The sequence below is a fragment of the Streptomyces sp. NPDC015130 genome (assembly GCF_043080005.1).
Taxonomy (GTDB): Bacteria; Actinomycetota; Actinomycetes; order Streptomycetales; family Streptomycetaceae; genus Streptomyces.
On sequence record NZ_JBIBVC010000008.1, the window covers coordinates 40757 to 66063 of the forward strand.

Sequence of the window (25307 nt, forward strand, 5' to 3'; positions counted from 1 at the left end):
TCGCCGGGGTGGTTCGAGAGGGCCAGTGGGCGCAGTACGGCGGTGCCTGCGGTACGCGGGCGGGCCTCGGTCACGAAGCTGTGCGCCGCTGCTGTCCGCATCCCCTTCGACGACGGAGGCCGTACGCCGATGACCCCAGAACATCCGAGACCCGCACGGTGGCGCCGCAAGGCGAGGGCCAAGACGAGAGCCAGGGCGCGGGGGAGGGCCGCCGCCTCGTCCGCGCTCGCCACCGTCCTCGCCCTCGCGCTGCCCGGTGCGGCATGGGCCGCGCCCGGGGACCTGGACCCGACGTTCGGTCCCGACGGCCGGGTGGTCACCCCCTTCCCGGGCTACGCGGAGGGACACGACATCGCGCGGCAGGCCGACGGCAAGCTGGTCGTGGCGGGCCTGAGCGAGGGCGGGTTCACACTCGCGCGGTATCTGCCCGGCGGCGGCCTCGACCCGGCCTTCGGCACCGGCGGCCTCGTCACCAGCGACTTCGGCGGTGGCGCCCACTCGGCGAACGCGGTCGCGATCCAGCCGGCCGACGGGAAGATCGTCGTGGCGGGAACCACCGAGGTGTTCGGGGAGGAGGGCGGTGGCTGCTGCTTCTTCTCCGTGGCCCGCTACCTGCCCGACGGCACGCTGGACCCGGCGTTCGGCGACGGCGGCCTCGTGCGGGTCGAGGAGTTCGGCGGGTCCGCGGACGGCGCGGACGTGGCGGTGCGGAGCGACGGCCGGATCGTCGCCGCGGGCAAGGGCGGGGGCGGCGGGTTCGCCCTGGTCCGCCTCGACCCGGACGGGAACCTCGACCCGAGCCTGGGCGGCGACGGCGCGGTCGTCGCCGGGTTCACGCCCTCCTCGCCCCAGGAAGCCGGCGGCATCGCCCGGAGCACGGCCCTCCTCCCGGACGGCAGGGTCGTGTCCGTCGGCTACGTGGGCAACACCGCCTTCGACATCGGCGTCGTCCGCTACCTGCCCGACGGCAGCCTCGACACCGGCTTCAGCGGCGACGGCATGGCCACCGCCGACTTCGGCGGCACCGAGTTCGGCAACGCGGTCGCGGTCCAGCCCGACGGCAAGATCCTCGCCGCGGGCTCCGGCGGCGCCGGCTTCGCGCTCCTCCGCTACAACGCGGACGGCAGCCCCGACGGGAGTTTCGGCACCGGCGGCCGTACCTCGGTCGGCTTTCCCGGGGGCGGCGGGACCGCGTACGCGATGGCCCTGCAGTCGAACGGCAAGATCGTCCTGGCCGGCCGGGCCGACGACCCGAACAGCGTCGAGGCGAACGACTTCGGGCTCGCCCGATTCCTCCCCGGCGGCTCGGTGGACACCGGCTTCGGCGGCGACGGATTCGTGGTGACCGGGTTCGGGGACTTCGACGAGGCCCGCGGGGTGCTCGTCCAGCCGGACGGCAAGGTCGTCGCGGCCGGTTACGGGGCGGGCTTCGCCTTCGCGCTCGCCCGCTACGAGGGAGGCGACGGCACGACGCCACCGCCGCCGCGCGCCGACCTGGCGGTGACGACGAGCACCGCGGCCGCGGTGAGCATCGGCGACCGGGTGTCGTACACGGTGACCGTCTCCAACAAGGCGAGCTCCACCGCCACCGCGACCGGCATCAGCCTGACCGACACCTTCGCGGGCGCCGGTACGACCCTGATCTCCGCCGTCCCGACGCAGGGCACCTGCACGACGACCGCGACCCGGGCCACCTGCGCCCTGGGGTCGCTCGCCCCGGGTGCGAGCACCACGCTCACGCTCACGGCGGAACCCCGCTCGACCGGCACCCTCACGCACACGGCGACCGTCGCGGGCAGCCCGACGGACCCCATGACCTCCGACAACACGGCCACGACGACCACGTCGGTGAACAACGCCCGCGGCTGCACGATCATCGGCACCAGCGGCGCCGACACCCTGACCGGCGGCTACGCCAACGACGTGATCTGCGGCCTCGGCGGAAACGACACCGTCCGCGCGAGCTACGGAAACGACACCGTCCACGGAGGCCACGGCAACGACAACCTCGACGGCTCGTTCGGCGACGACACGATGAACGGCGGCCCCGGCAACGACACGTTGACGGGCTCGTACGGCAACGACCGCCTCACGACCACCGACGGCGTCACCGCCAACGACACCGCCAACGGCGGCCTCGGCACCGACACCTGCACCACCGACCCGGGCGACACCCGCGTCAGCTGCCCCTGACCCTCGCCCGGCCCCCCGAAGCCGTCGTACGCCCCTCCTGTCAGGGTGTGCGACGGCGCCGGGCCCGCTTGACCTCGTCGCTGACGGCCCAGGCGTCGCCGACGGGCCCGAGGTGACCGAGCTTGTCGGGGTTGCTCACGGAACGGATGGCCTGGATCCGGCCGTCGGCCACGTCGAGGGACATGGTGTGCAGAATCCTTCCGTCCCGGTCGCGGAAGACGGCACCGGGCTCGCCGTTGACCTCGGCCGGCGTGAGCGAGACGTCGATCCGGAGCAGCCAGGGGAAGACCGAGGCCAGGAGACGGGCCACGTTCTGCGCACCGGCGACGGCCCTCGCCAACTGCGGTGTCTTGCCGCCGCCGTCACCGAGGAGCTGCACGTCGGCGGCGAGCAGGGTCTGCAGTCCGTCGACGTCGCCGTCCTTGAGCGCGTCGAAGAACCGGGTCGCCAGCTCCTGCCGCTCCTCGCGGTCCGCGGCGAACCGGGGCCGTCCCGCCCGCATGTGCCGCCGCGCCCGTACGAGCAGCTGCCGGCACGCGGCCTCGGAGCGCCCCACCGCCTCGGCGACGTCCTCGAAGGCGAAGCCGAACACCTCGCGCAGCAGGAACACCGCCCGTTCCAGTGGGCTGAGGCGTTCGAGCAGGAGCAGGGCCGCCATCGACACCGAGTCCGCGAGCTCCGCCGACCGCGCGGGGTCCTCGTACGGGTCGTTCAGCAACGGCTCGGGGAACCAGGGGCCCACGTACGCCTCGCGCCGCACGCGCGCGGAGCGCAGCACGTCGATGGAGATGCGCGTCACGGTGGCGGACAGGAAGGCCTTGGCCGACGTCGGCCGGGTGCCCGAACCGTCGTACCGCAGCCAGGTCTCCTGCACCGCGTCCTCGGCCTCGCTGACACTGCCCAGGATCCGGTAGGAGATCGAGAACAGCAGGGGCCGCAGCTCCTCGAACTCCTCGACCTTGCTCATGCGCGTTCCTCTCCCCGTGAATGAGGCTCCACGGCCCGGCCGGACTCCGGCGGCACGGGCCCCTGCCATGATCGTCCGGACCACCCGGCGTCCGGAAGGCGGTCAGTGGAGCGAGCCGGGCCGGTAGTCGCCCGCGGGCTGCCGGGTGATGACGTTCAGGCGGTTCGCCAGGTTCATGAAGCCGATCAGGAGCACCAGGGCGCTGAGCTGCTCCTCGTCGTAGTGCAGGGCGGCACGCGCCCAGACCTCGTCGTCCACCCCGCCGGCGCCGTCGGCGGTACGGGTGCCCTGCTCGGCGAGCTCCAGCGCGGCACGCTCGGCCTCGGTGAACACGGTGGCCTCCCGCCACGCCGTCACGAGGTTGAGCCGCACCGCGGTCTCCCCGGCGGCGGCCGCCTCCTTGGTGTGCATGTCGATGCAGACGGCGCAGGCGTTGATCTGGCTCACGCGCAACGACACCAGTTCCTGCGTCGTGGCGGGGAGCGTCGAGTCCTTGACGGCCCTGCCCGCCGTCATGACGTGCTTGAGGGCCTTGCCGGAGGCGGGGCTGGCGAAGAAGTCGAGTCGCGCGTCCATGGTGTGCTCCTTTGCGGTGCCGGAAGGTGGCTGCACCCCCGAGACGAGACAGCCCGCCACCCTGTGACACGAAGGGATGTGACCTGGGCCACTCCGCCGGCCGAAAGTCGAAGAGCGGCCTCCACTCTTGCCTTGCCTATCGACAATCGATAGATTCCCATCGTGAATCGATGGAAGGTGGCTGGATCATGGGAAAGCTGACCGTGCGTGCGCTGCGCGCCGTGCTCGCGGTGGTGCTCGTCGGCACCGTGTTCGTCCAGGTGTCGATGGTGTGGGCGCTGGCCACCGACCCCGAGGACGGGACGCTCCCGCTGACCCCGCTGCGGGTGCTCACCATGCTGGGCATGCTGGCGGCCCAGGTCGCCCTGGTCTGCGTCTGGCGGCTGGTGGCGATGGTGCGACGCGGAACCGTGTTCTCCCACGCGGCCTTCCGGTACGTGGACGGCGTGATCGGCGCGATCGTGGCCGCTTCCCTCGTCTGGTTCGCGGTCACGGCCGTCAACGCGCCGGGCCAGCGGGAGGACCCGGGCGTCACCGTCATCATGGCCGGGGTCGGCCTGGCGATCCTGGGCGTCGCGCTCATCGTGCTCGTCCTGCGGATGCTGCTCGTCCAGGCCGTCGCCCGCGACGTCGAGGCGACGCGGATGCGGGCCGAGCTGGACGAGGTGATCTGATGCCGATCGCCGTCGACATCGACGTGATGCTCGCGAGGCGGAAGATGTCCGTGGGCGAGCTCGCGGACCGCGTCGGGATCACCCCCGCCAACCTGGCGGTACTCAAGAACGGCCGCGCGAAGGCCGTGCGCTTCGCGACCCTCGCCGCGCTCTGCGAGGTGCTCGACTGCCAGCCGGGCGACCTGCTGCGCTGGCAGCCGGAGGACGACACGGACGGTTGACGTCCGCGCGCCCTCCTCCCGTCACCGGGCCCCGGGCGGGCCGCCGCCCGCCCGCCCGGGGCCCGGAGACGGGCCGCCCGCCCGGCGGCCTGATCGGACCGGGTCAGAAGAGCAGCTCTCCGGCGGGGAAGCTGGACCCGACCTTCACGCGCGGGGCGTAGCCGCCGGCACCGTCGCCCTTGTAGAACCAGAGGTCGCCCCCGGCGTCCCGGCCGGTCAGATCGGCCTTCCCGTCTCCGTTCAGGTCGCCGGGCGCCGCGAGGACCTCGTAGATCTGCCAGCCGTTGCCGATGGCCCTGCGCTCCGCGAGCGTCCCGTCGCCGTTCCCCTCCTGCAGCCAGAGGACGCCGAGCCTGTCGACCGTGACGAGGTCGGCCGCGCCCTGCGCCGCGCCCGTCCCCCGGGTGAAGTCCGTGGCGACCGCGGAGCGGTACGTGGCAGGGTCGCCGCCGACGCCGGCGATCCGCGTGCGCGGGGCGTAGCTGTGCTCGCCCGTCCCCCGGTGGAGCCAGAAACCGCCCGTGGTGTCACGGGTGATCAGGTCGGCCGTCCCGTCCCCGTCGAAGTCACCCGGGGCGAGGAGCAGGTCGTCGCCCTGGAAGCCGGTACCGGCGGCATGGCGGCGGGCGCCGCCCGCGTACGAACCGTCCTCCGCGCTCACGGGGTAGTGCCACAGGCCGCCCGCCGCGTCGACGGCGGCGAGCGTCGTCCCCTGACGGGCCACCGCCTTCATGCCCGTCCATCCGGTGCCGACCTTGCACGGCCTGGCGAGAGCGGCGCTCCCACCGTCGGCGCGGCCTTCGTAGCGGTACAGGCCGCCGACGGCGTCCCGCCGGTACACCGCGCCGGGAGCGGTGCCGTACGGGCCGCAGTCCTGCCAGAAGGCGGCGGCGCGGACCGGCAGATGGTCGGAGATCCACTGGCCTCCCGGGGTCCGGGGCTCGGCTGGCACGTCACCGACGACACCGCGGAAGTACCGGGAGCCGAAGAAGGTGTAGTCGAGCTTCTGCACCCTCGTGGTGTGCGCGGCGTCGAACTTCGTGAGGTCGCCCGTGCGGCACCGCACTACCGAGGGGTCGGCGCAGGTGCCGATCCGGCCGAAGTGGTCGCGATCGGTCTCGTCGGCCTCGACGAACGTGCCGTACGCGCCCCCGCCGGCGCCCGGCTCGTAGAACCGGTCGAGCACGTCGCCCCGGGGCGAGGAGTTGAAGTCGCCGCCGAGGACGACGGGGACGCCCGAGTCCTCCCACTCCTTGGCCTTGCGGGCCAGGAGATCGGCCTCGCGGACCATCACCGCGTGCCGCGCGACCCTGTCCTCGTACACGGCGAGGTCCTCGGGGGTGGCGGGATCGGGGCGGACCGGGGCCGTCGGGGTTCCCCACCAGAGGTGTACGGAGCAGGCCCAGGTCTGCCTGTACTGCACCCAGGCCTTGACGCAGGGCGCCTTGATGTCCTCCGCGGTGACGGGGCCGAGGGTGACGGGGCCGACGGTGTCGAGGATCGCGGCCCTGGTGTCCAGGGTGAGGTCGGTACCGGCGACGAACTGCCCCCTGACGAACACGGCCATCCCGTAGCTCGGGGTGGTGCCGCCGGCCGGATCCTTGCACGCCGGGCCGAGGCTGCCGGCGGGGACGGTCTCGACGTACCGGCCCGTGTAACCGCGGGGCCGCAGACTGGTGTTCACGGCGTCGTACTGGTACCGGCAGATCTCGACCAGGAAGATGTAGTCCGCGCTCCAGGCACCCGAGGTCTCGGCCACGACCGCGTCGTGCCGGGCCTTGTTCTCCGCGGCGGAGACGAGACACCCCTGAGTCCCGCCGCTGCCGCAGAGGTTGTACGTGAACGTCCTGACGGGCGGCGCCGTCGACGAGGTCACCGTGTCCGCCGCCCGCGCCCGAGGCACCGTCACCGTGGTGACCGCGCACACCAGGGCCAGCACGGCGAGAAGGGCACGGAAAGGCCCGGATCTTGGCATGGGAATCCCCCTGACGGAATGTCGCAGAAACGGTGAACACTACTCGAACGCGAGTTCGCGCCACGGAAGTCGGGCGACCCGGCGCGCCGGAACCCTCTACCCTCGGCAGGTCCGTCCGATCCGAGGGCGGCACGAGGGAGGAACGTTCATGCGGCGGCAGGTGTCGGTCGGTCGACCGAGGACCGCGGGGCTCGTCATGGTGCTGGGTGGACTGCTCCTGGCACTGGGCGGCATCGCGTCCTTCCTCGTGACCCACAGAGGGGTCAAGGTCATGGGCGCCTCGATGGAGCCCACGTACCGCATGGGCGAGCGGCTGTTCACCGAGCGCGTCGACGCCGAGGCCATAGGCCGGGGCGACGTCGTCCTCATCCGCGTCCCCGACCGGTACCGGGAGGCTCCGGTCCTGCAGCGGGTCGTCGGGACGGGCGGTGACCACGTCGTGTCCGACGGAACCCGGATCACGGTGAACGGCCGCCCCGCGGACGAGCCGTACGCGACGAACGCCTCCGTAGGACCGGCGGCGGAGCCGTACGACGTGCGCGTGCCCGAGGGGTACCTGTTCCTGCTGGGCGACAACCGGGGCAACGCGAACGACTCGCGGTACTTCCTCGACGACCACTCGGGCGGCGTCGCGACCTCCGCCGTCCTCGGGCGCGTCACCGAGGGAGCGCCACCGGTGGTCACGACGACAGCGGCTCTCGGAGCCGCACTGACCCTGGCGGGCGCCGGCCTCTGGTACCGGGGCAGGCGGGACTTTCGCAACACGCCCTAGTTGCCCGGGTCTTCGCCGTACCCACGTCTCTGAGCCATACACCAAGATCCGCGGAAGACAGGTGCCGTTCGATGGACACAACCGAGCTGACGGAAGCCCGCATCGAGGAGGCGGCCACCGTCCTGGTCGCGCCTTCGTCGATGCACGACGACGACCTGGTCAGGGACTTCCTCGGGTCCACCGTCACACCGGAGGAGCTCGCCTCCGGTGCGCTCGACCTCACGGCGAGGACCGTCTACCTGTGCGGCGACGTGTCCGCGATCGACAGCGGCCTCCTGCAAGGGGCCGCGCGGGTGTTCGTGGTCCGGGAGCTGTCGCACGGGGACCACGACGACCGCGACAGCGGGTGGACCCCGGTCGGCCTCGGCCGGGTTCCGCTCCGCGTCCACGGCGTCGGCGTGTACTACCGCCGCTTCTTCGGACTCGCCGACGACCACTTCGAGCGGATCCGGGCGGAGCACGCGTTCCAGTCGCTGACGGAGTCCACCAAGCCGGGAACGGCCCACCGCAGCGGCATCTATCTCACGCCCGTCACACGGAACGACGACGACGAACTGCACTTCCGTCTGCTCCGTTGCTCCACGAACCTCTCGGGGCCGACCGAGAGCTTCGGCCCGACCGACACCGACATCGTCGAGGACCTCAATCGCGAGGCCGCCGCCGTGTTCCGGAACCACGCGCCGCTGAACCACGTCCTCGCGCAGATCTACCACAACACCCAGGCCACGGCCGAGCGCAAGCAGTCCAAGGCCAGGATCTCGTCCCACGCCGACAAGACCAAGGACATGCCCGTCAACGGCATCATGGCCTTCTGCACCTTCTACGACGGGCTCGACACCTTGCAGCCCCTGCCCGGGGACGCCTTCGACCGCGGAGTGAAGGGCGTCAGCGGGATGACCAGACTCCACTTCCGTCTCAAGGAGCCGGTCGAGACCCACGGCGGGACCGCTCTCCCCACGCAGTTCAGCGTGGCCCTCCACCCCGGCTCCGTCTTCTTCGTGCCGCTCTCCACCAACCGCCTGTACACGCACGAGATCCGCCCCGCGGCCCTGGACGCCGAGCTGCTCCCCACCCGCCTGGGATACGTCGTGCGCTGTTCGAGCGCCGAAGCCGTCCACAAGGACGGCCAGACCTTCCTCAAGAGGGCGGCCGGAGAGCTCGTGAAGCTGGAGCCGCCCACACAGGACGGCATGGACGAGCTGCGCAGGCTGTACGCCGAGGAGAACAGGACCTCGTCCTTCATCGACTACGGCGACGCCTTCCTCTTCAGCATGAACACGGGAGACTACGTTGCCCCCCGAATCTAGGATCGCGGACCGGATCGCCTCGTACACCCTGCCCGTCGACGGCGACATCTTCGCGGAGCTCTCGGCCTCGGCTCGACTGGAGGGCGTGGGAAAGGGCCGGCAGGGCGCCGTGCTCACCAGGGTCGACGAATCGGGGGGCGTGCCCCTCGTACGCACCACCACGCGGTACGGCAGCCCGGCGCAGCGCTTCCGGTCGGTGCACGAACGGCTGGCGCGGCAGATCCAGGAACGAGCGGCACTGCCGGTCGGCTTCAACAACGCGCTCGTCGAGAACTACACGAACGCCTACCGAACCATGGGCGCCCATTCCGACCAGGCCCTCGACCTCGCCGACGGGTCGTTCATCGCCGTCTTCTCCTGCTACCGGAACCCGGAGGCGGGCCCGCCGAGAAGGCTCGTCTTCGAGCCGAAGGGGTCGGAAGGCGAGGGATCCGATCGCGAGACGCCCGATCGCGAGACGCCCGATCGCGACGGGTCCGACGGCGAGAGGTTCGAGATCCCTCTCACCCACAACGCATTCGTCGCGTTCTCCGTCGAGTCGAACCGGCGGCTCAGGCACCGGATCGTCCTGGACACGCCCGGAGACGCGCCGGACAACCGATGGCTCGGCGTGACGTTCCGAACGTCGAAGACCCTCGTCCGGTTCCGCGACGGACAGGCGTACCTGCCGGAAGGGCAGCGCCTCCTCCCCGCCGACGAGGAGCAGAGCCGGGAGTTCTACCGGCTGCGGCGCCGTGAGAACCGGGAGACGGACTTCGACTACCCGCGGCTGACGTACACCGTCAGCGAGAGCGATCTGCTGCCACCCCTCTGACCTCCTGTCTCATCCGTCCCTCCGGCCCGTGTCGAGCCGGGGGCCCGGCGCGTGAGGTGGTCGCGTTCGGCGAGGTTCGGCGCCTTCCGGGCGGCCTCGGCGTAGAGCTTCGCGGCGGTCACCACGTCGCCGTCGCGTTCGTGGAGCCTTCGGGCGGCCGGCGCTACTTTCGCAACATGCCCTAGGCCGGCCCGGGGCCCGTCGGTTCGCGGGGCGGGTCGTCCGGCCAGACGCGGACGGCCTCGACGAGGGCTTCCTGCACGGCGTCCTCGTCCGCCGCGAAGTCGGCTCCGCGGCGGACGAGGACTTCCCGCTTCCTCTCGCTCCTGGGCCGTGCCCGTGCCCCGCACATGGTTCCTTCGAGGTGCCTGGGTGACTTCGAAGTGCGTTCTTCCGCGTCTCCCGCCGCCCCCGCATGATTTCGGTGGTGCAGAGAGAGGGCACGGAAATCCGGCCCTCTCACGCACGTCCAGGGAATTCCGCCCGCCCACGGCCGGAATGCAGGCCGTTCCCCGGAATTATTCCCCCCGCCTACAAGGAGATAATTCTGTGTCCACACCGCAATCGATTTCCGGAAGTGACGTCGGACGTATGAGCGGGCGTGCGTGGGGTGTGCTCCTCGTGCTCTGCGGTGCGATCTTCCTCGAAGGCATCGACGTGGCCATGCTCAATGTGGCCCTGCCCGCGATCCGTGAGGACCTGGACATGTCCACGGGCATGCTCCAGTGGGTCATGAGCGCCTATGTGCTCGGCTACGGCGGGTTCATGCTGCTCGGCGGCCGGGCCGCCGACCTGTTCGGGCGCCGCAGGATGTTCGTGACCTGGCTCGTGGTCTTCCTGCTGTTCTCCGGTCTCGGCGGCCTCGCGACGGAGGGCTGGATGCTGATCGTCGCCCGGTTCGTCACCGGTGTGGCGGCCGCGTTCATGACGCCGGCGGGCCTGTCCATCATCACCACCGGCTTCGAGGAGGGCCCGCAGCGCAACAAGGCACTCCTGGTCTACTCCGGCACGGCCGCCGGCGGTTTCTCCATCGGCCTGGTCGTCGGCGGTCTGCTGGCCGCGGTGAACTGGCGCTGGGTGTTCTTCGCCCCGGTCGTCCTCACCCTCGTCATCCTCGTCGCGGCGCTCGTGCTCATCCCGAGGTCCCCGAGCCCGGACCGCCGGGGCCAGAGCGTCGACCTGGCCGGCGCGCTCAGCGTGACCGGCGCGATCCTGCTCCTCGTCTTCGGCGTCGAGCGTGCCGCGCACGCCCCCGCGGCCTGGACGGCGGCCACGATCGGGGCGGGCCTGGTCCTGTTCCTCGTGTTCGTCGCGATCGAGCGGCGGGCGGCCTCGCCGCTCGTACGCCTGGGGATCTTCCGCAGCGGCTCGCTGGTCCGCGCGAACCTGGCCGGCCTGCTCTTCGCCGCGGGCTTCTTCGGCTTCCAGTTCATCGCGGTGCTCTACCTGCAGGAACTGCGCGGCTGGTCGTCCCTGCAGACCAGCTTCGCCCTCATCGTCATCGGGGTGGACGCGATCCTCTCCCCGACCCTCACGCCCCGGCTCGTGGCCCGGTTCGGCAACGCCAAGGTGATCTTCGGCGGTCTGCTCCTCGCGGCCCTCTCGTACGCCCTGTTCCTGCCGGTCGGCGCGGACTGGACGTACGGGGCGATGTTCCCGAGCCTGATCATCCTGGGCCTGGCCTTCTCCCTCGCCTACGGGCCGCTCACGATCCTGGCCACCGACGGCGTCGCGGAGGAGGAGCAGGGCGTGGCCGGCGGCCTGCTGTACACCTCCTTCCAGTTCGGTGCCGCCCTCGGTCTGTCCTTCGTCGCGGCGGTGAACATCGGCGCGACGGACGGGACGTCCCCGGCGGCCCTCCTCGACGGCTACCGCGCCGCCCTCGTCGTACCGCTGGCCGCCGCCCTCGCCGCCGTCGTCATCAGCGCCTTCGGCCTGCGCCGCGCCGGAGCGGGCGCGGGCGACGGCGACAGCCCCTCCGTACCGACCGCCCCGGCTCCCGAGAAGAGCGCGCCCGTCGAGGCGGCGCGCTGATCCCCGCACTTTCCGCGACCACGAAAGGAAACGACATGCCCGCGGCCACCGTGGAGTCCTTCTCGGAGATCGAGGAGAAGTTCTTCGCCTACATCCAGGACATCGTCTACTGCACCATGATCACGGTGGACAGGAAATCCCGCCCCAGAGCCCGTGTGCTCCTCCCCGTCTGGGAAATGGTCGACGGAAGACCGGTCGGCTGGCTCGCGGCCTACAAGACGCCCGTCAAGGCGGCCCACCTGGCCCACAACCCGCACACGACCTACTCCTACTGGAACCCCCGCCAGAACGCCGTGTTCATCGACAGCGTCTCCACCTGGGCCACCGACCCGGAGTCCCGGCGGCACGCCTGGGACCTCTACCGCGAGGGAAGCCCCGCGGGCGTGGGCTACGACCCGATCGGCTTCTGGCGCGGCGGCCCCGAGGACCCCGGCTACCACGCGCTCCGCATCGACCCCTGGTGGGTGCAGGTGCTCCGCGGCTCGGACCTCAAGAGCCGCATCTGGACCGACGAGGACCACCGCTGACCGGCGGCAGGGACGACGGCACGGCCCCTTCCTGGGGCGGGACCGGCGCGCGAGAGCGCCCGGCCACCGACCGGCGGAAGGGGCCGCTTCCCTTTCCCGCGGAACGGGCGGTGGGCGAGCCGAACCCGAGGCAAGATCACTACGCTGTACGGGTGCTTTCCTACGACGAGTTGACTTCACCCGAGCGCGAGCTGTGGGACGCGTTCCCCGAAGGACGGCGGGTGGACCTGCGTACGGGTACGCCCGAGGAGGACCGGGTCGCCGACGGCGGCCGGTGGGGACCCGAACGGACGGTACGGGCGTCGGTGATCGCCGCCTTGCTGCTGGGCGCGAACACCGGGCCGCCGGGCGCGGTCGCGCGCCTGAGGCTCACCGGGGCGAGGATCTCCGGAACCCTGGACCTGGCCGGCGCACAGATCGACCACGCCGTGTGGCTGGAGAACTGCTGGTTCGAGGGGCCCGTGAACCTCCTCGGGGCGTCGACGCAGGCCCTGGTGTTCACGGAGAGCCGGATACCCGGCATCGAGGCCGACTCGGCCCGCGTCGAGGGCAACTTCTCCCTGCGGTACGGCGTGGTGGAGAGCGGCGCCCCCACCCCCTTCACCCGCAGGATCACCGCGCTCTCGCTCACCGACGCCCGGGTGAACGGCGGACTCCTGCTCAACGGCGCCCGGCTGAACGCACCCGACGGGTGGGCCCTGTCGGCCGGCGGACTGGCCGTGGAAGGCGGCGTCTTCTGCCGGAACGGGTTCGTCGCCCACGGCGAGGTGAGCCTGGTGGGTGCGCAGCTGCCCGGCACCCTGGTCATGCACGGCGCCCGGCTGGAAGGAACCGGCCCCCGTGGCGTGGCGCTCGCACTGGACAACGCCGTGGCCTCGTCGCTCAAGTTCTCCGAGGGTTTCACCGCGAACGGCACGGTACGGCTGAACGGCACCCGGGTCACGGACAACGTGACCTTCGACGGAGCCGTCCTGAACGGCCCGAGCACCGAAGCGGGAACGGCCCCGGCCCTCGTCGCCATGCACCTCCAGGCCGTCGACCTCGACCTCACCCTCGCCCGACGCCCGTCGGGCACCCTGGACCTGCGGGGCGCCCAGGTGTCGTACCTCCACGAGAACGAGCACACCTGGCCGGAGAGGGTCGAGCTGGACGGCTTCGTCTACGGCTCCATCAAGGCGGCCGGCGCGAACGACGAGCGCCACGAGGCCGTGGGCGACCGGCGGACCGTGGATCGTCGCCTGGCGTGGATACGCAGCAGTCCGGGCTACAACCCCCAGCCGTACGAGCAGTTGGCGGCCTGGTACCGCAAGGCCGGCCACGACGACGACGCCCGCCGCGTCCTCCTCGCCAAGCAGCGGCACCGGCGCCGCACCCTGTCCCTGGCGTCCCGCGCCTGGGGCCGTCTCCTCGACGTGACCGTCGGCTACGGCTACCGCCCCTGGCTGGCCGGCATCTGGCTCCTCGCGCTGGTCCTGCTGGGCGCGCTGTCCTTCCGTACCGACACCCCGCACCCGGTGAAACAAGGCGAAGGCGCCCCGTTCCAGCCCCTCGTCTACACCCTCGACCTCCTCATCCCCATCGGAGGTCTGGGACAGCGCATGAACTGGTACTGGACGGACAGCGGCCTCCAGTGGTTGGCCTACCTGCTGATCGCCCTCGGCTGGGTGCTGACGACCGCCGTCATCGCTGGCGTCACCCGCACCCTGCAGAGGAACTAGGACCTGTCCGGTCGATCATGGCCGGGGCCGCGGCAGCCGGCACGGCACCTCGCCGCGTTGCCGAAACGGCCCGATAGCTCCGCTATCGCGCCGCTCTGGCGCCTTGCGATGCACCGCGCCGACCGCCGCGGCCTTGCCGACCCTGATCGACCGGACAGGTCCTAGCCGGCCCCCAGGGCCCCCGCGCCCGTGCCGGCCGCCCTCACCGGCCCCCCGCATTCACCCGCCGGGGACCACGAGCCCCGACTCGTAGGCGACGATCACCAGTTGGGCGCGGTCACGGGCCGCGAGCTTCCCCATGATCCGGCTGACGTGGGTCTTGGCCGTGAGGGGGGAGAGGCCCAGCGCTTCGGCGATCTCCGTGTTGTTCAGGCCCCGGCCCACCAGCGTCAGGACCTCGCGCTCACGGTCCGAGAGCCCCTCCGGCCCACCCGAGACCGGGGCCGGGGGGAGCGCCAGGGCCCGGGCGATCAGCAGGGACGTCGGGCCGGGCGACAGCAGGGCCTCGCCGGCCGCCACCGTACGGATCGCGGCGAGGAGCTCGGCCGGTCGGATGTCCTTGACCGCGAAGCCCGACGCGCCCGCCCGCAGCGCCTCCATGACGTGCTCGTCCGTGTCGTACGTCGTCAGGACCAGCACCCGCACCCCGGCCAGGTCCTCGTCGGCGGCGATCAGCCGGGTCGCGCCGATACCGTCGAGCTCGGGCATGCGGACGTCCATCACCACCACGTCGGCCCGCGCCGAACGGGCCAGCTCCACCGCCTCCTTGCCGTTGGCCGCCTGGCCCACGACCTCCATGTCCGGAGCCGACTCGACGAGCATCGCGAACGACGCCCGTACGAGGTTCTGGTCGTCCGCGAGCAGGACCCGGATCACGCCGCCGCCTCCCTCACCGAGAGCGGCAGCCGCGCCGACACCTCGAAACCCCCGCCTTCGCGCGGGCCCGCACTCAGGGTGCCACCCACGCTCCGGGCCCGCTCCCGCATCCCGAGAATCCCGTACCCCGCCCCACCGTCCCCACCCGCGTCGCCGACGGCGGCCGGACCGCCCCGCCCGCCGGCACTTCCGTTGGTGACCCGTACCGTCAACTCGTCCTCCGCCAGGCCGACATCGACCCGAACGTCCGCTTTCCGGCCGCCCCCGTGCCGCACGGCGTTGGTCAGGGACTCCTGCACGATCCGGTACGCCGCCGCGCCGACCGCCGCGGGGACCTTCGCCGTCCCCGTCCGTACCGTGAGCTCGGCGCCCGAGGTCCTGACGAGATCGGGCAGCGAGGCCAGGTCGGGCAGCGGACCCTCCGGTGCGGCCCTCAGCACGTCCAGGGTCGTACGGACCTCCGCCCGAGCGTCCCGGCAGGTCTCGGCGATCTCGTCGAGCGCCCGGGCGAGCGCCTCCCGGTCGAGCCGGTCCGGCGTGGCGACCAGGACGTGCGCGGCGACGGACGTCTGCACGCCGATCAGGGTGATGGAGTGGGCGAGCAGGTCGTGGAGGTCCCTGGCTATCCGCAGCCGCTCCTCGACGACCTTCCCCTCCGCCTCCCGCTCGGCCCGCTCCATCACCCCGGCCACCAGCTGCCGGTAGAGCCGGATGCTCGCACCGAAGACGAGCATCGCGATCACCCAGCCCGAGACCCTGAGCAGCTCCACCATCTCGTGCGGATTCACCAGGAGTTGGACGGACAGCGTGACGGAGGTGACGGTGAGCCCCACCAGTACCGTCCGCCGTGGCCGGCCGGTGGACGCGACCGTGTACAGCGCGGTCATGGAGGCGGGTATCGGCGCCAGATGCATGTAGTCGAGCGCGTGGTACGGGGCGACGCAGGCCACCACGGCGAGGAGCACCGGCATGGGCGCCCTGCGCCGCCAGGCCAGCGGGACGTGCGCGGCGAGCAGCAGCGCCCAGCCGAGGAGGTCCGGTCGGCGGCCGTCGTCGACGGTGAGCGCGAGAACGGCCGCGACCACCGCGAAGGCCGCGGCGGCCGTCGCGTCGCAACGCACCGGATACGGTGCGGCCTGCGGGTCGCGGGTGAAGGCCGCTGCGAAGTCCATGCTGTCCATCCTCCCAGCGGGCAGGGGCCCCCGACGTCCGGGGGAGCCCCCACCCACCACTGATCAGACCCCTACGGGAAGTCGCTCGGCTTCCGAACGGGCAGCCGACGAGGGCTTCTTGGCCAGCGGACCCGGCCACCACACCTTGCGGCCGAGGAGCACGCTCGCACTGGTCACCAGATACGTACGGACCAGGAAGGTGTCGAGGAGGACACCGACCGCGATGACGAAACCGAGCTCGGCCAGCTGGACCATCGGCATGTTGACCAGGACCGCGAAGGTGGCGGCGAGCACGAGCCCCGCCGAGGCGATCACCCCGCCGGTCGTCCGCAGCGCGGAGAGGGCGGCGGGCCCCGGCTCGAGCCCGTTCAGGCACTCCTCCCGCATCCGGTGCATCAGGAAGATGCCGTAGTCGACGCCGAGGGCGACCAGGAAGACGAAGGAGAGCAGCGCCAGACCCGTATCGGTGCCCTCGAAGCCGAAGAGCCCCTCGAAGACGAGACCGCCGATGCCGAGGGCCGCACCCCAGACCGCGACGACCGCGGCGACCAGGATCAGCGGTGCGACGAGACTGCGCAGCAGCACGACGAGCACGATCAGCACCACGACGAGGACGAGCGGTACGACGATCCTCCGGTCGTCGGCACTGGTGTCGGCCATGTCGAGCTGCTCCGCGCTGGGCCCTCCGACGTACACCCCGTCACCGAGCACCGCCCGCAGCTCCCGGATCGTGGCGGTCTCGCCGGCGGACTGCGGCGCGTGCGCCGCGACGACGGAGATCTCGCTCCAGCCGCCGCCGCTGCGGCCGCGTTCGACCCGCGCGACGCCCTCGGTGTCCCGCGCACGCTCCAGCACTCCGCCGGCGGCCGCGTCCGTCGCGATGACCGTGATGGGCTGTGTGCCCAGCTGCGGGTACGCGGCGGCCAGCGTCTTCATCGCGGTGACCGACTCCGGCGTGGAGCTGAAGGAGTCCTCCTGCTTGAGGTTCCCGGGCAGGTTCAGCACACCGAGGGACAGGGCGGCCAGAGCCGCGGCACCGGCGAGGAGGACCGGCAGGGGGCGCCGCCCGGCGGAGGACCCCATGGCGGCGAACAGGGACCGGCGCGCGGCCTTCGGCTCGCTCCCGTACGCGGGGATCAGCGGCCAGAACACCCGCCGCCCGAGCACGACGAGCAGCGCGGGCAGCAGCGTCAGCATCGCGACGAGCGCGCACAGCACACCGACGGCGGCCGTGGGCCCCATGCCCCGGCTGCTGTTCATGTCGGCGGCCAGCAGGCAGAGCATGCCGAGCGCCACGGTCCCCGAGGACGCGAGGACGGCCGGCCCGCAGCCGCGCAGGGCGGCCACCATGGCGTCGTACGGGCGAGGCACCCGGCGCAGCTCCTCCCGGTACCGCGAGACCAGCAGCAGCGCGTAGTCGGTGCCCGCGCCGAAGACGAGGATCGTCATCACGCCGGTGCTCTGACCGGAGACGCTGATGTCGAAGCCCTGGTGCAGGGCGTAGGTGACGGCCATCGAAAGGAAGTCCGCGACCCCGGCCACGACCAGCGGCACCAGCCAGAGGAACGGACTGCGGTAGATGACGATCAGGAGGACCGCGACGACGGCGACGGTCGTGTAGAGCAGCGGCCCGTCGAGCGATCCGTACACCTCGCTCGCGTCCGTGGCCAGGGCGCCGGGGCCGCCGACCTCACCGCTCACCTTCTCGCGGACGTCGTGCACGAAGGCGTCCCTGGCCACCTCGTCGGTGCCGGGCTCCGTGCTCGACACCGGGTACAGGAGCGTCGTCCCGTCCTGGGACGGGACCGGCTGCGGGACCGAGGAGAGCCGGTGCCCGGCGGCGACCTCGGCGACCTCCCGGGCGGCGGTCGCCCGGTCGGCGGCGGTCAGCCCGCCGTCGCGGTGGTAGACGAGGACGAGGTCGGTGGAGTCCCCGCCGGGCATCTGCTCGGTGATCTTCGCGACCTGGGTCGAGTCGGCACTCGCGGGCAGGTAGTCGACGGCCCGGTCCTTCTGTACGTCACCGAGCTTGCCGGCGAAGGGTGCGGCGAGCGCCATCACGATCACCCACAGCGCCAGCACCCCCCAGCCGACGATCCTCTTGCGCCCTTCCATCGGGTCTCCCTCCACGATTCCTCAGCAGGTCGATCCCAGACTCCCGCTGCGGGAAGGGCGATTCATCGCACCGAAGGCCGAGGTGAGGGCTACTGCCGGGGGCGGCACGGGCCCGCGGCTACTCCCCGGGGAGTACGGTCGGTACGACCGTCCGTTCGCCCTCGGAGGACCGGGCCGTCAGGCCTTGCGGGCGAGGAGGTGGACCTCCTTGAACTGCCGCCGGTCCGTGGGCAGAGGCTCGCGGACCATCCGGGCCACCTCGGGCAGTCCGGTTTCGCGCAGCAGCGCGGAGAGGTGATCCGGCCACCACCGGTAGGCCGGTGCGACGGCGTGGTCGAAGACCTGCGTCGGACGGGACGGGTCGTCGCTCGCCGAGAAGCCGATGAGAAGGTGACCGCCGGCTGCCAGTACGCGATGGAACTCCGTGAGCACGAAGGGGAGTTCCTGCGGCGGAGTGTGGATGACGGACCAGCGCGACAGGACGCCGGACAGCGCGCCGTCCGCGATCCCCAGCGCCTCCATCGAGCCCACCTCGAACCGCAGCTCCGGAGAGGCCTCGCGAGCCAGCTCGATCATCGCGGGAGACGCGTCGACACCGAACGCGGCAAGCCCGAGCCCGGACAGGTAGGAGGTGACGTGTCCGGGCCCGCACCCCAGGTCCGCGACCTGACCGCCCCCACCCGCATGCACGGACTCCGCGAACACGCCCAGGGCCGCGCGGTCGAGCGGACTGTCACGCAGGGAGTCGCGGAACAGCTGAGCGTAGGTGGAGGCGGCGGCGTCGTAGGCGTCGCGGGTGGCGGAGAGCGCATCGTGTTCGATCACGCTCGCGAGCGTAGCTCCCCCGGCCCACGGGCCCGCTTGTGCTTCCGCCTCCCTTGGCGTTGGCTTTCCGAAACCGAAGCAGCGACGGAGGAAGGGCAGGCATTGGTGGACGAGGCATTGTTCGTGAGGTTCCAGGCCACGGTCCGGGGCCCGCGGGGGAACTTCCCCGGCATCTTCGCGTTGGCGAACGGCCTTGCCCGTGAGGGCCGGCTCTCCGAGCAGGAGTACGCGTTCTGGCGTACGAACAACGACTGGTACGACACCCACTACCCGGACCCGTCGAGCACGGACCCGCACGTCTACGACCACGAGCTGCACCCGGGTGCGGCCGCCTGGTTCAAGACCACGGCGGCGCACCTCATCGACCGGGTGGCCGGGTACCTGGACCTCCTGGCCGCGCACGGGGTCGAGTGCGAGCGGATCGAGTCCTCGGCCCCGGGACGGATCATCTACGAGGACGACGTACAGGTGGTGGTCGTGCCCTGAGGTCCCCGCTCACGCCCGGGCTGACGGGGACCGGACGCGGCGGGGTCCCTCAGGGCCTGCCGCTCGGATCATGCCGGGCGGCCCCGACCGGCTCATTCCGCGATCGGCACACATTCGTCGAGAAGCCCGACGATGTCGCGCCAGGCCCGGGCGGCGTGGCGCGGATGGTAGCCGACACCGGGCCGCACTTCATGGTCGACGGGCGGGTGGTGGAAGGCGTGCAGGGCGCCGCCGTAGACCACGAGGCGCCAGTCGACCCCCGCGGCCTGCATCTCGGCGGCGAACGCGTCCCGTTGCGCGGGCGGCATGATCGGGTCCTCCGACCCGACCCCGGCCCACACGGGGCAGCGGATCCGAGCCGCCTCGCCCGGGCGGCCCGTGGTGAGCGCGTTGACCGTCCCGATCACCCGCAGGTCGACACCAGCACGCCCGAGCTCCAGCGCGATCGCGCCCCCGGTGCCGTAGCCGACGGCGGCGATGCGCTCGGGATCGGTACGCGGTTCGGCGCGCAGCACGTCGAGTGCCGCGTTGCCGATGTCCCGCATCCGGTCTGGATCGGCCAGCAGCGGGGTCGTGTGCGCCAGCATCTCCTGCGGGTCGCTGAACCACCGCCCGCCGTTGATGTCGAAGGCGAACGCCACGTACCCCAGTCCGGCGAGGGCGTCGGCCCGGCGGCGCTGGACGTCGTTGAGGCCCGGCCCTTCGGGCCCGATCAGGACAGCGGGCCGGCGACCGGAGCCGGACGGAAGCGCGAGATGGCCTTTCATCGTCCGGCCGTCGGCCGGATAGGTGACCGCGTGTGTGGTGACCGAGTGTGTGGTGACCGTCGTCATGAGACCGAAGGTAAGGGTCGACGGGGTCGGCCGGGCCGGACTTCACCGTCGGCGGAATCGCCCGGTGATCGTCAATCGGATGTCACGCCCCCGCCTGTCCGGTCATCATGACCTTTTGACGGTTCATCAGGACGAAAGGTTGTCGGACGTGCTGATCTACGCTTTCCGTGACGCCCGCGGGGTGTGGCACGGAGACCCGGACACTGCGATCCACGGCAGCGCGCCGAGGCGCGGAGTGCTCTCCCTTCCCCCCACCCTCCCGGGCCAGGACCCCGGTGCCTTCGACGGTCAGCGGATCGAGGTCCTCTACGCGGGATGCGACGAGGAAGCCAGTGAGGCGACGTACGAGCTCGACAGCGGGGAGACGCTGCTCGCCACCTGGCACGTGCACGAGTTGCTCTCCCCGGCCTACCGCGATGCGCCCGCGTCCCCCATGGCGGAGCACGGCACGACGACCGTGAGGCTGGAGGTCGGCGGCCCGCACCACCGCTACCACCTGCACGCCGAACTCGTGGCCGACGGACGTGTCGCGATCAACGTCGTCGTCAGCTCTCCTGACGGCGTCGTGACCGGTGAACTCGCCGGTGAGGTGGACGCCCGGGATCTCGGGGAGATCAGCCGCCACCTCGCCTCGGTCGCGAGGACCGCGTCGTTCTCCGCGCCTTCCGCGTCCGCGCCCTTGGCGTCCGCGTCCTCTCCGTCCTCCTCGTCTTCCTCGTCCTCCGCGTCTTCCTCGGCCGCCTCGTCCACCGCTCCTCCGGCCGAGGCCAGGGCGAAGCACCGCGGCCAGGCGTGGACCCCGGAGGCCGTCGCGCTTCTTCAGGAGCTGCACCGGGCGGGCAAGGCCCCGGAGCAGATCGCCGAGGAACTCGGGCGCACCGAGAACTCCATCCGCTGGAAGCTCCACGGCCTCGGACTCGCGCCCCGTCCCGGCGATCTCGTCCCCGCCGCGCGCACCCCTGCCGAACGGGAGGAGCCCAAGGCGTACACGGTGGAGGAGAAGCGGCGGCTGTACCCGAACGCGTACAAGCCGTGGGAGCCGGCCGACGAACTGCTGCTCGCCGAACGCTGCGCCCAAGGCGTCTCGTTGCACGACCTGTCGCAGGAGTTCGGCCGCAACGAGGGAGCCATCGCCTCACGGCTCCTGAAGATCGAGGCACAGGGCCCGGCCTTCGAGGAAGCGTGGGAGTACGGCGGATAGCACGCCTCCCTGAAAGGATTGCGCCGAATATCTCTTGTCGTACGGGGGAGTTGGCATGACGGAGGCCGCGGGGCGGCTGGTCGGTGGGCGCTACCGGCTCGTCGAGGCGATCGGGCGCGGGGGCATGGGGCGCGTGTGGCGGGCCCATGACGAGGTCCTCGACCGCGACGTGGCGGTCAAGGAGGTGCTCTTCGAGGCCGTACCACCGGAACTGCGGGGCGAGTTGATCGCCCGTACCGAGCGCGAGGCGCGGACCGCCGCGCGGCTGCGCCATCCCGGCATCGTGACCGTGCACGACGTGACGGAGTACGAGGGCGCGCCCTGGATCGTGATGGAGTTCGTGTCGGGTCCCTCGCTGGCGGGGCTGCTCGCCCGCGAGGGGCGGCTGTCGTGGGAGCGTACGGCCGCGATCGCCGCCACGCTGGCCGACGCTCTCGGGCACGCCCACGCCGCCGGGGTCGTCCACCGGGATCTGAAACCGGACAACGTGCTCCTCGCCGGGGACCGGCCCGTCATCACGGACTTCGGCATCGCCCGGGTCATGGACTCCACGCAGCAGCTCACCCGGACGAACACCGTCATCGGCACCCCGCAGTTCATGCCGCCGGAACAGCTGGAGGGTGCCGACGTCGACGCCGCCGCGGACATGTGGGCGCTGGGCGCGACCCTGTACGCGATGGTGGAGGGAAGGCCGCCGTTCGACGGCCCGTCGCTGACGGCCGTCATCGTGGCGGTCCTGACCCGGCCGCTGCCACGGGCCGCGAACGCGGGGCCGCTGGCCGAGCTCCTGTCGGCGCTGCTGTCGAAGTCGCCGCAGGAGCGGCCTGACGCGGCGGCGACGGCGGAGTTGCTGGCGAGGCTCCGTGGGACGCCGTCGGGGCCCGTGGGGAAGACGGGGCCGACGATGCCGACGGGGCCGGCCGGATCGGTGGGGCCTTCGGGGGCGCTGTCTGCGCCACCGGTCCCGACCGTGGTGGACCGGCCCGCGGCGGTCCCGACCGCGTCGGACGAGCCGCTGCACTCCCTCCCCACGGTGTCCGCGCCACCGGCGGCGCCCGCGCCGGCCCCGGCTGAGAGCCCGGCATCGAGCCCTGCCCGCGGCGGTGGCGACGGCCGCCCGAGCCGCCGCAAGCTGCTGATCGGCGGGCTCGCGGCCGCCCTCGGCGTCGGCGGGGCCTCGTTCGCGGCCGTCGAACTCGTCTCCCGGTCCGGCAAGGGCGACGCGGGGGACGAGGGGAAGGACGCGGGGAAGGCCGGCGACGGACCGTTCGAGAGCACCCCCTTCCTGTCCCTGCGCGGACCGGAAGAGGACATCTCGTGCTTGGAGTTCAGCCCCGACGGCAGGACGGTCGCCGCGGGGACGCCCGACAGCACCGTCTTCCTCTGGACCAGCGCGGACTTCGCCACCGAACCCGTGGCCGACACGCTCGAGACGAAGAAGTACAACTCCCTCGCCGTCGCCTTCAGCCCCGACGGCAGGACCCTGGCGTCCGCCGGCAACGACCGCACCATCCGACTGTGGGACACGACCACGCACCAGGTGCGTGGGACGCTCACGGTCCCCGCGGCGCCGCTCGTTCGCGGTTCCGACTCCGTCTACGTGTCGGTCCTCGCGTTCAGCCGCGACGGGACCCGGCTCGCGGCGGCGGGCGGTGCCACGAGCACGGTGTGGCTCTGGGACGTCCGCGCGCGCAAGCTCGTCGCCGCCCTCGAAGGGATCGGGGCCGGGGTGTCGGCGCTCGCGTTCTCACCGGACGGCAAGCGCCTCGTCGCCGGGACGTTCGACGAAGGCGTGATGCTCTCGGACCTGGCGGCGCCGGGCCGGCGCCCGGTCGTCCTGCGTGACGCGCCGGAGGACCGGGACGGGTGGATGCTGGGGGTGGCGTTCAGCCGTGACGGCACGAAGGTCTACGGCCTCTCCGAGGACCTCGAACAGTGGGACGTCGCCACGCGCCGGCGTACCGCCTTCACGGGCTTCAACCTCTCCGCGAGGGGTGTCGCCTTCAGCACGGACGGGAGGACGGCGGTCACGGCCGGTTCCAGCCTCCAGGTGTGGGACCCCGCCACCCGCACGGAGCGGCAACTGGTGACGGAGACGGCCAGGGCCGAGACGGTGGCCCTCAGCCCCGACGGACGGACGATCGCCATAGGGCGTGAACGGGGTGTCGATCTCTACCGCCGGTCCTGACCCCGACCCCACCAGACCCGGGGTTCCCTCGGGGGCCGCCGGTCCGGTGGCTGTCCTGGACACCGGACCGGCGGAAGGCTCAGGCCGTCGTTCCGACACCCTCCGGGACGCGCAGCGGTGCCGCGGTGGCCGCGACGACCTGCTCGACGGTGACGCCGGGCGCGAGTTCGGCCAGGACGAACCCCTCGGCGGTGACGTCGACGACGGCGAGGTCGGTGATGACGCGCTGCACCACGCCCCGGCCGGTCAGGGGCAGGTCGCACGTGCCGACGAGCTTGGGGCTGCCGTCCTTGGCGGTGTGCTCCATGAGCACGACGACCCGTCCGGCGCCGTGCACGAGGTCCATCGCGCCGCCCATGCCCTTCACCATCTTGCCGGGGATCATCCAGTTGGCGAGGTCGCCCGAGGCCGAGACCTGCATGGCGCCGAGGACCGCCGTGTCGATGTGACCGCCGCGGATCATCCCGAAGGAGAGCGCCGAGTCGAAGAACGCGGCACCGGGGAGCGTCGTGACCGTCTCCTTCCCGGCGTTGACGAGGTCGGCGTCGAGCTCGTCCTCGGTGGGGTACGGGCCGACGCCGAGGATGCCGTTCTCGGACTGGAGCACCACCTCGACGCCCGGCGGGAGGTGGTTGGGGACGAGCGTCGGGAGTCCGATGCCGAGGTTCACGTAGCTGCCGTCGGTCAGCTCCAGGGCGGCGCGGGCCGCCATCTGCTCACGGGTGAGGGCCATCAGGCGTCACCTTCCTGTCGTACGGTCCGGCGCTCGATGCGCCGTTCGGCTGCGGGGTCGCCGGGCGCGACCCGGACCACGCGCTGGACGAACACACCGGGGAGGTGGACCTCGTCGGGGTCGAGCTCGCCCGGTTCGACGAGGTGGTCGACCTCGGCGACGGTGATGCGTCCGGCCATGGCGGCCAGCGGGTTGAAGTTGCGGGCGGAGGAGCGGAAGACGAGGTTGCCGTGCCGGTCCCCGATGGTCGCCCGGACCAGCGCGAAGTCGGCGGTGATGCCTTCCTCCAGCAGGTACGGCCGCCCGCCGAACTCCCGGGTCTCCTTCGGCGGCGAGGCCACGGCGACCGAGCCGTCGGCGGCGTGGCGCCAGGGCAGTCCGCCCTCCCCGACCTGGGTGCCGGTGCCCGCGGGGGTGTAGAAGGCGGGGATCCCGGCGCCGCCGGCCCGCAGACGCTCCGCCAGCGTGCCCTGCGGGACGAGTTCGACCTCCAGCTCCCCGCTGAGGTACTGGCGGGCGAACTCCTTGTTCTCGCCGACGTACGAGCTGGTCATCCGGGCGATCTGGCCGGCGGCGAGCAGGAGGCCGAGCCCCCAGTCGTCCACGCCGCAGTTGTTCGAGACGACCCGGAGGCCGTTTGTTCCGCGGTGCCACAGCGCGTCGATCAGCGTCCCCGGGATCCCGCACAGCCCGAAGCCGCCCACGGCGAGCGAGGCCCCGTCGGAGATGTCGGCCACCGCCTCCGCCGCGCTCGCGACCGTCTTGTCCAGACCCATGAGGATCCCTTCCTTCGGGCAGCCGGCTGACCTCGCAGGTCAGAGCCGGTGCCGGTACCAGCGACGAGCACGGAGCCTAGGCACCGGCCGGCGGGCGCAACCATGGCTGCCGTCTACACACCAACCCCGTCTGATGTGTGGGTGACCGCTGTGCGCGGGCGGAGCACGCAGGCACATTCCGGCCATCCGGTGCGGGTGGTGCCGAGGCCCACCAACCGGCAGCGGATGGTGGGTCGCACAGCCATGTCTGACGGCGTATCGGCCGCATAGCCTCCCGCGAGACCGACTCCAACGAGACCGACTCCAACGAGACCGACTCCACGA

22 protein-coding genes and 2 pseudogenes are annotated in these 25307 nt (G+C 72.1%); 12 read left to right on the plus strand and 12 right to left on the minus strand.

All coding sequences use genetic code 11. From position 1 onward, the window contains the following. The first annotated feature begins 129 nt into the window (after positions 1-129). Positions 130-2193: a calcium-binding protein gene (locus tag ACF08F_RS18545; protein ID WP_392299581.1), complete on the plus strand. Its 2064-nt coding sequence runs from the start codon at positions 130-132 to the stop codon at positions 2191-2193. Positions 2194-2233: 40 nt separating this feature from the next. Here the strand turns inward: ACF08F_RS18545 and ACF08F_RS18550 are convergent, their stop codons facing one another. Together ACF08F_RS18550 and ACF08F_RS18555 are read right to left on the minus strand one after the other, a co-directional pair. Next, on the minus strand, positions 2234-3160 hold the full coding sequence (locus ACF08F_RS18550) for an RNA polymerase sigma-70 factor (protein ID WP_392299582.1): 927 nt from the start codon (positions 3158-3160) through the stop codon (positions 2234-2236). Between the two features lie 102 nt (positions 3161-3262). Continuing rightward, positions 3263-3736 carry a carboxymuconolactone decarboxylase family protein gene (locus ACF08F_RS18555; RefSeq protein WP_392299583.1) on the minus strand — a complete coding sequence of 158 codons (474 nt, stop codon included), beginning with the start codon at positions 3734-3736 and terminating at the stop codon, positions 3263-3265. Positions 3737-3924: 188 nt separating this feature from the next. On the opposite strand from ACF08F_RS18555, the gene ACF08F_RS18560 reads away from it, so the two are divergent. Together ACF08F_RS18560 and ACF08F_RS18565 are read left to right on the plus strand one after the other, a co-directional pair. Beyond that, entirely contained in the window at positions 3925-4410 is a 486-nt protein-coding gene (locus ACF08F_RS18560) for a DUF2975 domain-containing protein (protein WP_392299584.1), read from the plus strand. Next, the gene (locus ACF08F_RS18565; RefSeq protein ID WP_392299585.1) at positions 4410-4631 is read left to right on the plus strand and encodes a helix-turn-helix domain-containing protein; all 222 of its coding nucleotides are present in this window, start codon (positions 4410-4412) and stop codon (positions 4629-4631) included. Before ACF08F_RS18560 ends, ACF08F_RS18565 begins: the two co-directional genes overlap by 1 nt. Before the next feature lie 103 nt (positions 4632-4734). Here the strand turns inward: ACF08F_RS18565 and ACF08F_RS18570 are convergent, their stop codons facing one another. After that, entirely contained in the window at positions 4735-6570 is a 1836-nt protein-coding gene (locus ACF08F_RS18570) for an endonuclease/exonuclease/phosphatase family protein (RefSeq protein ID WP_392299586.1), read from the minus strand. Between the two features lie 184 nt (positions 6571-6754). Between ACF08F_RS18570 and lepB the strand changes: the two genes are divergently transcribed. The 3 genes from lepB to ACF08F_RS18585 all read left to right on the plus strand — a co-directional run bounded on the left by lepB (position 6755) and on the right by ACF08F_RS18585 (position 9499). Beyond that, the gene (gene lepB / locus ACF08F_RS18575; RefSeq protein WP_392299587.1) at positions 6755-7378 is read left to right on the plus strand and encodes a signal peptidase I; all 624 of its coding nucleotides are present in this window, start codon (positions 6755-6757) and stop codon (positions 7376-7378) included. Between the two features lie 71 nt (positions 7379-7449). After that, complete coding sequence (locus tag ACF08F_RS18580) at positions 7450-8685, plus strand: hypothetical protein (protein ID WP_392299588.1); 1236 nt, start codon at positions 7450-7452, stop codon at positions 8683-8685. After that, complete coding sequence (locus ACF08F_RS18585; RefSeq protein WP_392299589.1) at positions 8669-9499, plus strand: hypothetical protein; 831 nt, start codon at positions 8669-8671, stop codon at positions 9497-9499. The genes ACF08F_RS18580 and ACF08F_RS18585 overlap by 17 nt, the downstream gene beginning before the upstream one ends. A 41-nt stretch (positions 9500-9540) precedes the next feature. Here ACF08F_RS18585 and ACF08F_RS18590 read toward each other — a convergent pair. Both ACF08F_RS18590 and ACF08F_RS18595 read right to left on the minus strand, forming a co-directional pair. Continuing rightward, positions 9541-9702 (minus strand): annotated as a pseudogene (locus ACF08F_RS18590) (RNA polymerase subunit sigma-24); the annotation flags it as partial. Then, positions 9696-9851 (minus strand): annotated as a pseudogene (locus tag ACF08F_RS18595) (RNA polymerase subunit sigma-24); the annotation flags it as partial. The pseudogenes ACF08F_RS18590 and ACF08F_RS18595, both read right to left, overlap by 7 nt. Before the next feature lie 239 nt (positions 9852-10090). Here ACF08F_RS18595 and ACF08F_RS18600 point away from each other — a divergent pair. From ACF08F_RS18600 to ACF08F_RS18610, 3 genes are all read left to right on the plus strand, one after another. Further along, on the plus strand, positions 10091-11533 hold the full coding sequence (locus ACF08F_RS18600) for an MFS transporter (protein ID WP_392299590.1): 1443 nt from the start codon (positions 10091-10093) through the stop codon (positions 11531-11533). A 35-nt stretch (positions 11534-11568) separates the two neighbouring features. Continuing rightward, positions 11569-12060, plus strand: coding sequence for a pyridoxamine 5'-phosphate oxidase family protein (locus ACF08F_RS18605; RefSeq protein WP_392299591.1), 492 nt, complete (start codon positions 11569-11571; stop codon positions 12058-12060). Positions 12061-12212: 152 nt separating this feature from the next. Continuing rightward, a complete protein-coding gene (locus ACF08F_RS18610) occupies positions 12213-13778 on the plus strand; it encodes an oxidoreductase (protein ID WP_392299592.1) in 1566 nt (521 codons plus the stop codon). Between the two features lie 219 nt (positions 13779-13997). Here the strand turns inward: ACF08F_RS18610 and ACF08F_RS18615 are convergent, their stop codons facing one another. The 4 genes from ACF08F_RS18615 to ACF08F_RS18630 all read right to left on the minus strand — a co-directional run bounded on the left by ACF08F_RS18615 (position 13998) and on the right by ACF08F_RS18630 (position 18766). Beyond that, on the minus strand, positions 13998-14654 hold the full coding sequence (locus ACF08F_RS18615; RefSeq protein ID WP_392299593.1) for a response regulator: 657 nt from the start codon (positions 14652-14654) through the stop codon (positions 13998-14000). Next, positions 14651-15826, minus strand: a complete 1176-nt coding sequence (locus ACF08F_RS18620; protein ID WP_392299594.1) for a sensor histidine kinase — start codon at positions 15824-15826, stop codon at positions 14651-14653. Before ACF08F_RS18620 ends, ACF08F_RS18615 begins: the two co-directional genes overlap by 4 nt. A gap of 63 nt (positions 15827-15889) precedes the next feature. Further along, positions 15890-17941 carry an MMPL family transporter gene (locus ACF08F_RS18625; RefSeq protein WP_392299595.1) on the minus strand — a complete coding sequence of 684 codons (2052 nt, stop codon included), beginning with the start codon at positions 17939-17941 and terminating at the stop codon, positions 15890-15892. 177 nt (positions 17942-18118) lie between these two features. Continuing rightward, positions 18119-18766: a class I SAM-dependent methyltransferase gene (locus tag ACF08F_RS18630; protein ID WP_392299596.1), complete on the minus strand. Its 648-nt coding sequence runs from the start codon at positions 18764-18766 to the stop codon at positions 18119-18121. A 105-nt stretch (positions 18767-18871) separates the two neighbouring features. On the opposite strand from ACF08F_RS18630, the gene ACF08F_RS18635 reads away from it, so the two are divergent. Further along, positions 18872-19252, plus strand: a complete 381-nt coding sequence (locus tag ACF08F_RS18635; RefSeq protein WP_392299597.1) for a hypothetical protein — start codon at positions 18872-18874, stop codon at positions 19250-19252. A gap of 92 nt (positions 19253-19344) precedes the next feature. On the opposite strand, the gene ACF08F_RS18640 is transcribed toward ACF08F_RS18635, so the two are convergent. Further along, a complete protein-coding gene (locus ACF08F_RS18640; protein WP_392299598.1) occupies positions 19345-20085 on the minus strand; it encodes a dienelactone hydrolase family protein in 741 nt (246 codons plus the stop codon). Positions 20086-20233: 148 nt separating this feature from the next. Here ACF08F_RS18640 and ACF08F_RS18645 point away from each other — a divergent pair, with 148 nt between their 5' ends. Further along, the gene (locus ACF08F_RS18645; RefSeq protein WP_392299599.1) at positions 20234-21286 is read left to right on the plus strand and encodes a hypothetical protein; all 1053 of its coding nucleotides are present in this window, start codon (positions 20234-20236) and stop codon (positions 21284-21286) included. Positions 21287-21341: 55 nt separating this feature from the next. Continuing rightward, complete coding sequence (locus ACF08F_RS18650; RefSeq protein WP_392299600.1) at positions 21342-23474, plus strand: WD40 repeat domain-containing serine/threonine protein kinase; 2133 nt, start codon at positions 21342-21344, stop codon at positions 23472-23474. 79 nt (positions 23475-23553) lie between these two features. Here the strand turns inward: ACF08F_RS18650 and ACF08F_RS18655 are convergent, their stop codons facing one another. Next, positions 23554-24207, minus strand: a complete 654-nt coding sequence (locus ACF08F_RS18655; protein ID WP_392299601.1) for a CoA transferase subunit B — start codon at positions 24205-24207, stop codon at positions 23554-23556. Next, entirely contained in the window at positions 24207-24983 is a 777-nt protein-coding gene (locus ACF08F_RS18660; RefSeq protein ID WP_392299602.1) for a CoA transferase subunit A, read from the minus strand. The genes ACF08F_RS18655 and ACF08F_RS18660 overlap by 1 nt, the downstream gene beginning before the upstream one ends. Between the last annotated feature and the right edge of the window lie 324 nt (positions 24984-25307).

Excerpts from the sequence above, each read along its gene's own strand:
- ACF08F_RS18565 (WP_392299585.1), top strand. The coding sequence starts at position 4,410 with ATGCCGATCGCCGTCGACATCGACGTGATGCTCGCGAGGCGGAAGATG.
- ACF08F_RS18560 (WP_392299584.1), top strand. The coding sequence starts at position 3,925 with ATGGGAAAGCTGACCGTGCGTGCGCTGCGCGCCGTGCTCGCGGTGGTG.
- lepB (WP_392299587.1), top strand. The coding sequence starts at position 6,755 with ATGCGGCGGCAGGTGTCGGTCGGTCGACCGAGGACCGCGGGGCTCGTC.
- ACF08F_RS18660 (WP_392299602.1), bottom strand. The coding sequence starts at position 24,983 with ATGGGTCTGGACAAGACGGTCGCGAGCGCGGCGGAGGCGGTGGCCGAC.
- ACF08F_RS18650 (WP_392299600.1), top strand. The coding sequence starts at position 21,342 with ATGACGGAGGCCGCGGGGCGGCTGGTCGGTGGGCGCTACCGGCTCGTC.
- ACF08F_RS18580 (WP_392299588.1), top strand. The coding sequence starts at position 7,450 with ATGGACACAACCGAGCTGACGGAAGCCCGCATCGAGGAGGCGGCCACC.
- ACF08F_RS18550 (WP_392299582.1), bottom strand. The coding sequence starts at position 3,160 with ATGAGCAAGGTCGAGGAGTTCGAGGAGCTGCGGCCCCTGCTGTTCTCG.
- ACF08F_RS18545 (WP_392299581.1), top strand. The coding sequence starts at position 130 with ATGACCCCAGAACATCCGAGACCCGCACGGTGGCGCCGCAAGGCGAGG.
- ACF08F_RS18600 (WP_392299590.1), top strand. The coding sequence starts at position 10,091 with ATGAGCGGGCGTGCGTGGGGTGTGCTCCTCGTGCTCTGCGGTGCGATC.
- ACF08F_RS18605 (WP_392299591.1), top strand. The coding sequence starts at position 11,569 with ATGCCCGCGGCCACCGTGGAGTCCTTCTCGGAGATCGAGGAGAAGTTC.
- ACF08F_RS18640 (WP_392299598.1), bottom strand. The coding sequence starts at position 20,085 with ATGACGACGGTCACCACACACTCGGTCACCACACACGCGGTCACCTAT.
- ACF08F_RS18655 (WP_392299601.1), bottom strand. The coding sequence starts at position 24,207 with ATGGCCCTCACCCGTGAGCAGATGGCGGCCCGCGCCGCCCTGGAGCTG.
- ACF08F_RS18625 (WP_392299595.1), bottom strand. The coding sequence starts at position 17,941 with ATGGAAGGGCGCAAGAGGATCGTCGGCTGGGGGGTGCTGGCGCTGTGG.
- ACF08F_RS18620 (WP_392299594.1), bottom strand. The coding sequence starts at position 15,826 with ATGGACTTCGCAGCGGCCTTCACCCGCGACCCGCAGGCCGCACCGTAT.
- ACF08F_RS18555 (WP_392299583.1), bottom strand. The coding sequence starts at position 3,736 with ATGGACGCGCGACTCGACTTCTTCGCCAGCCCCGCCTCCGGCAAGGCC.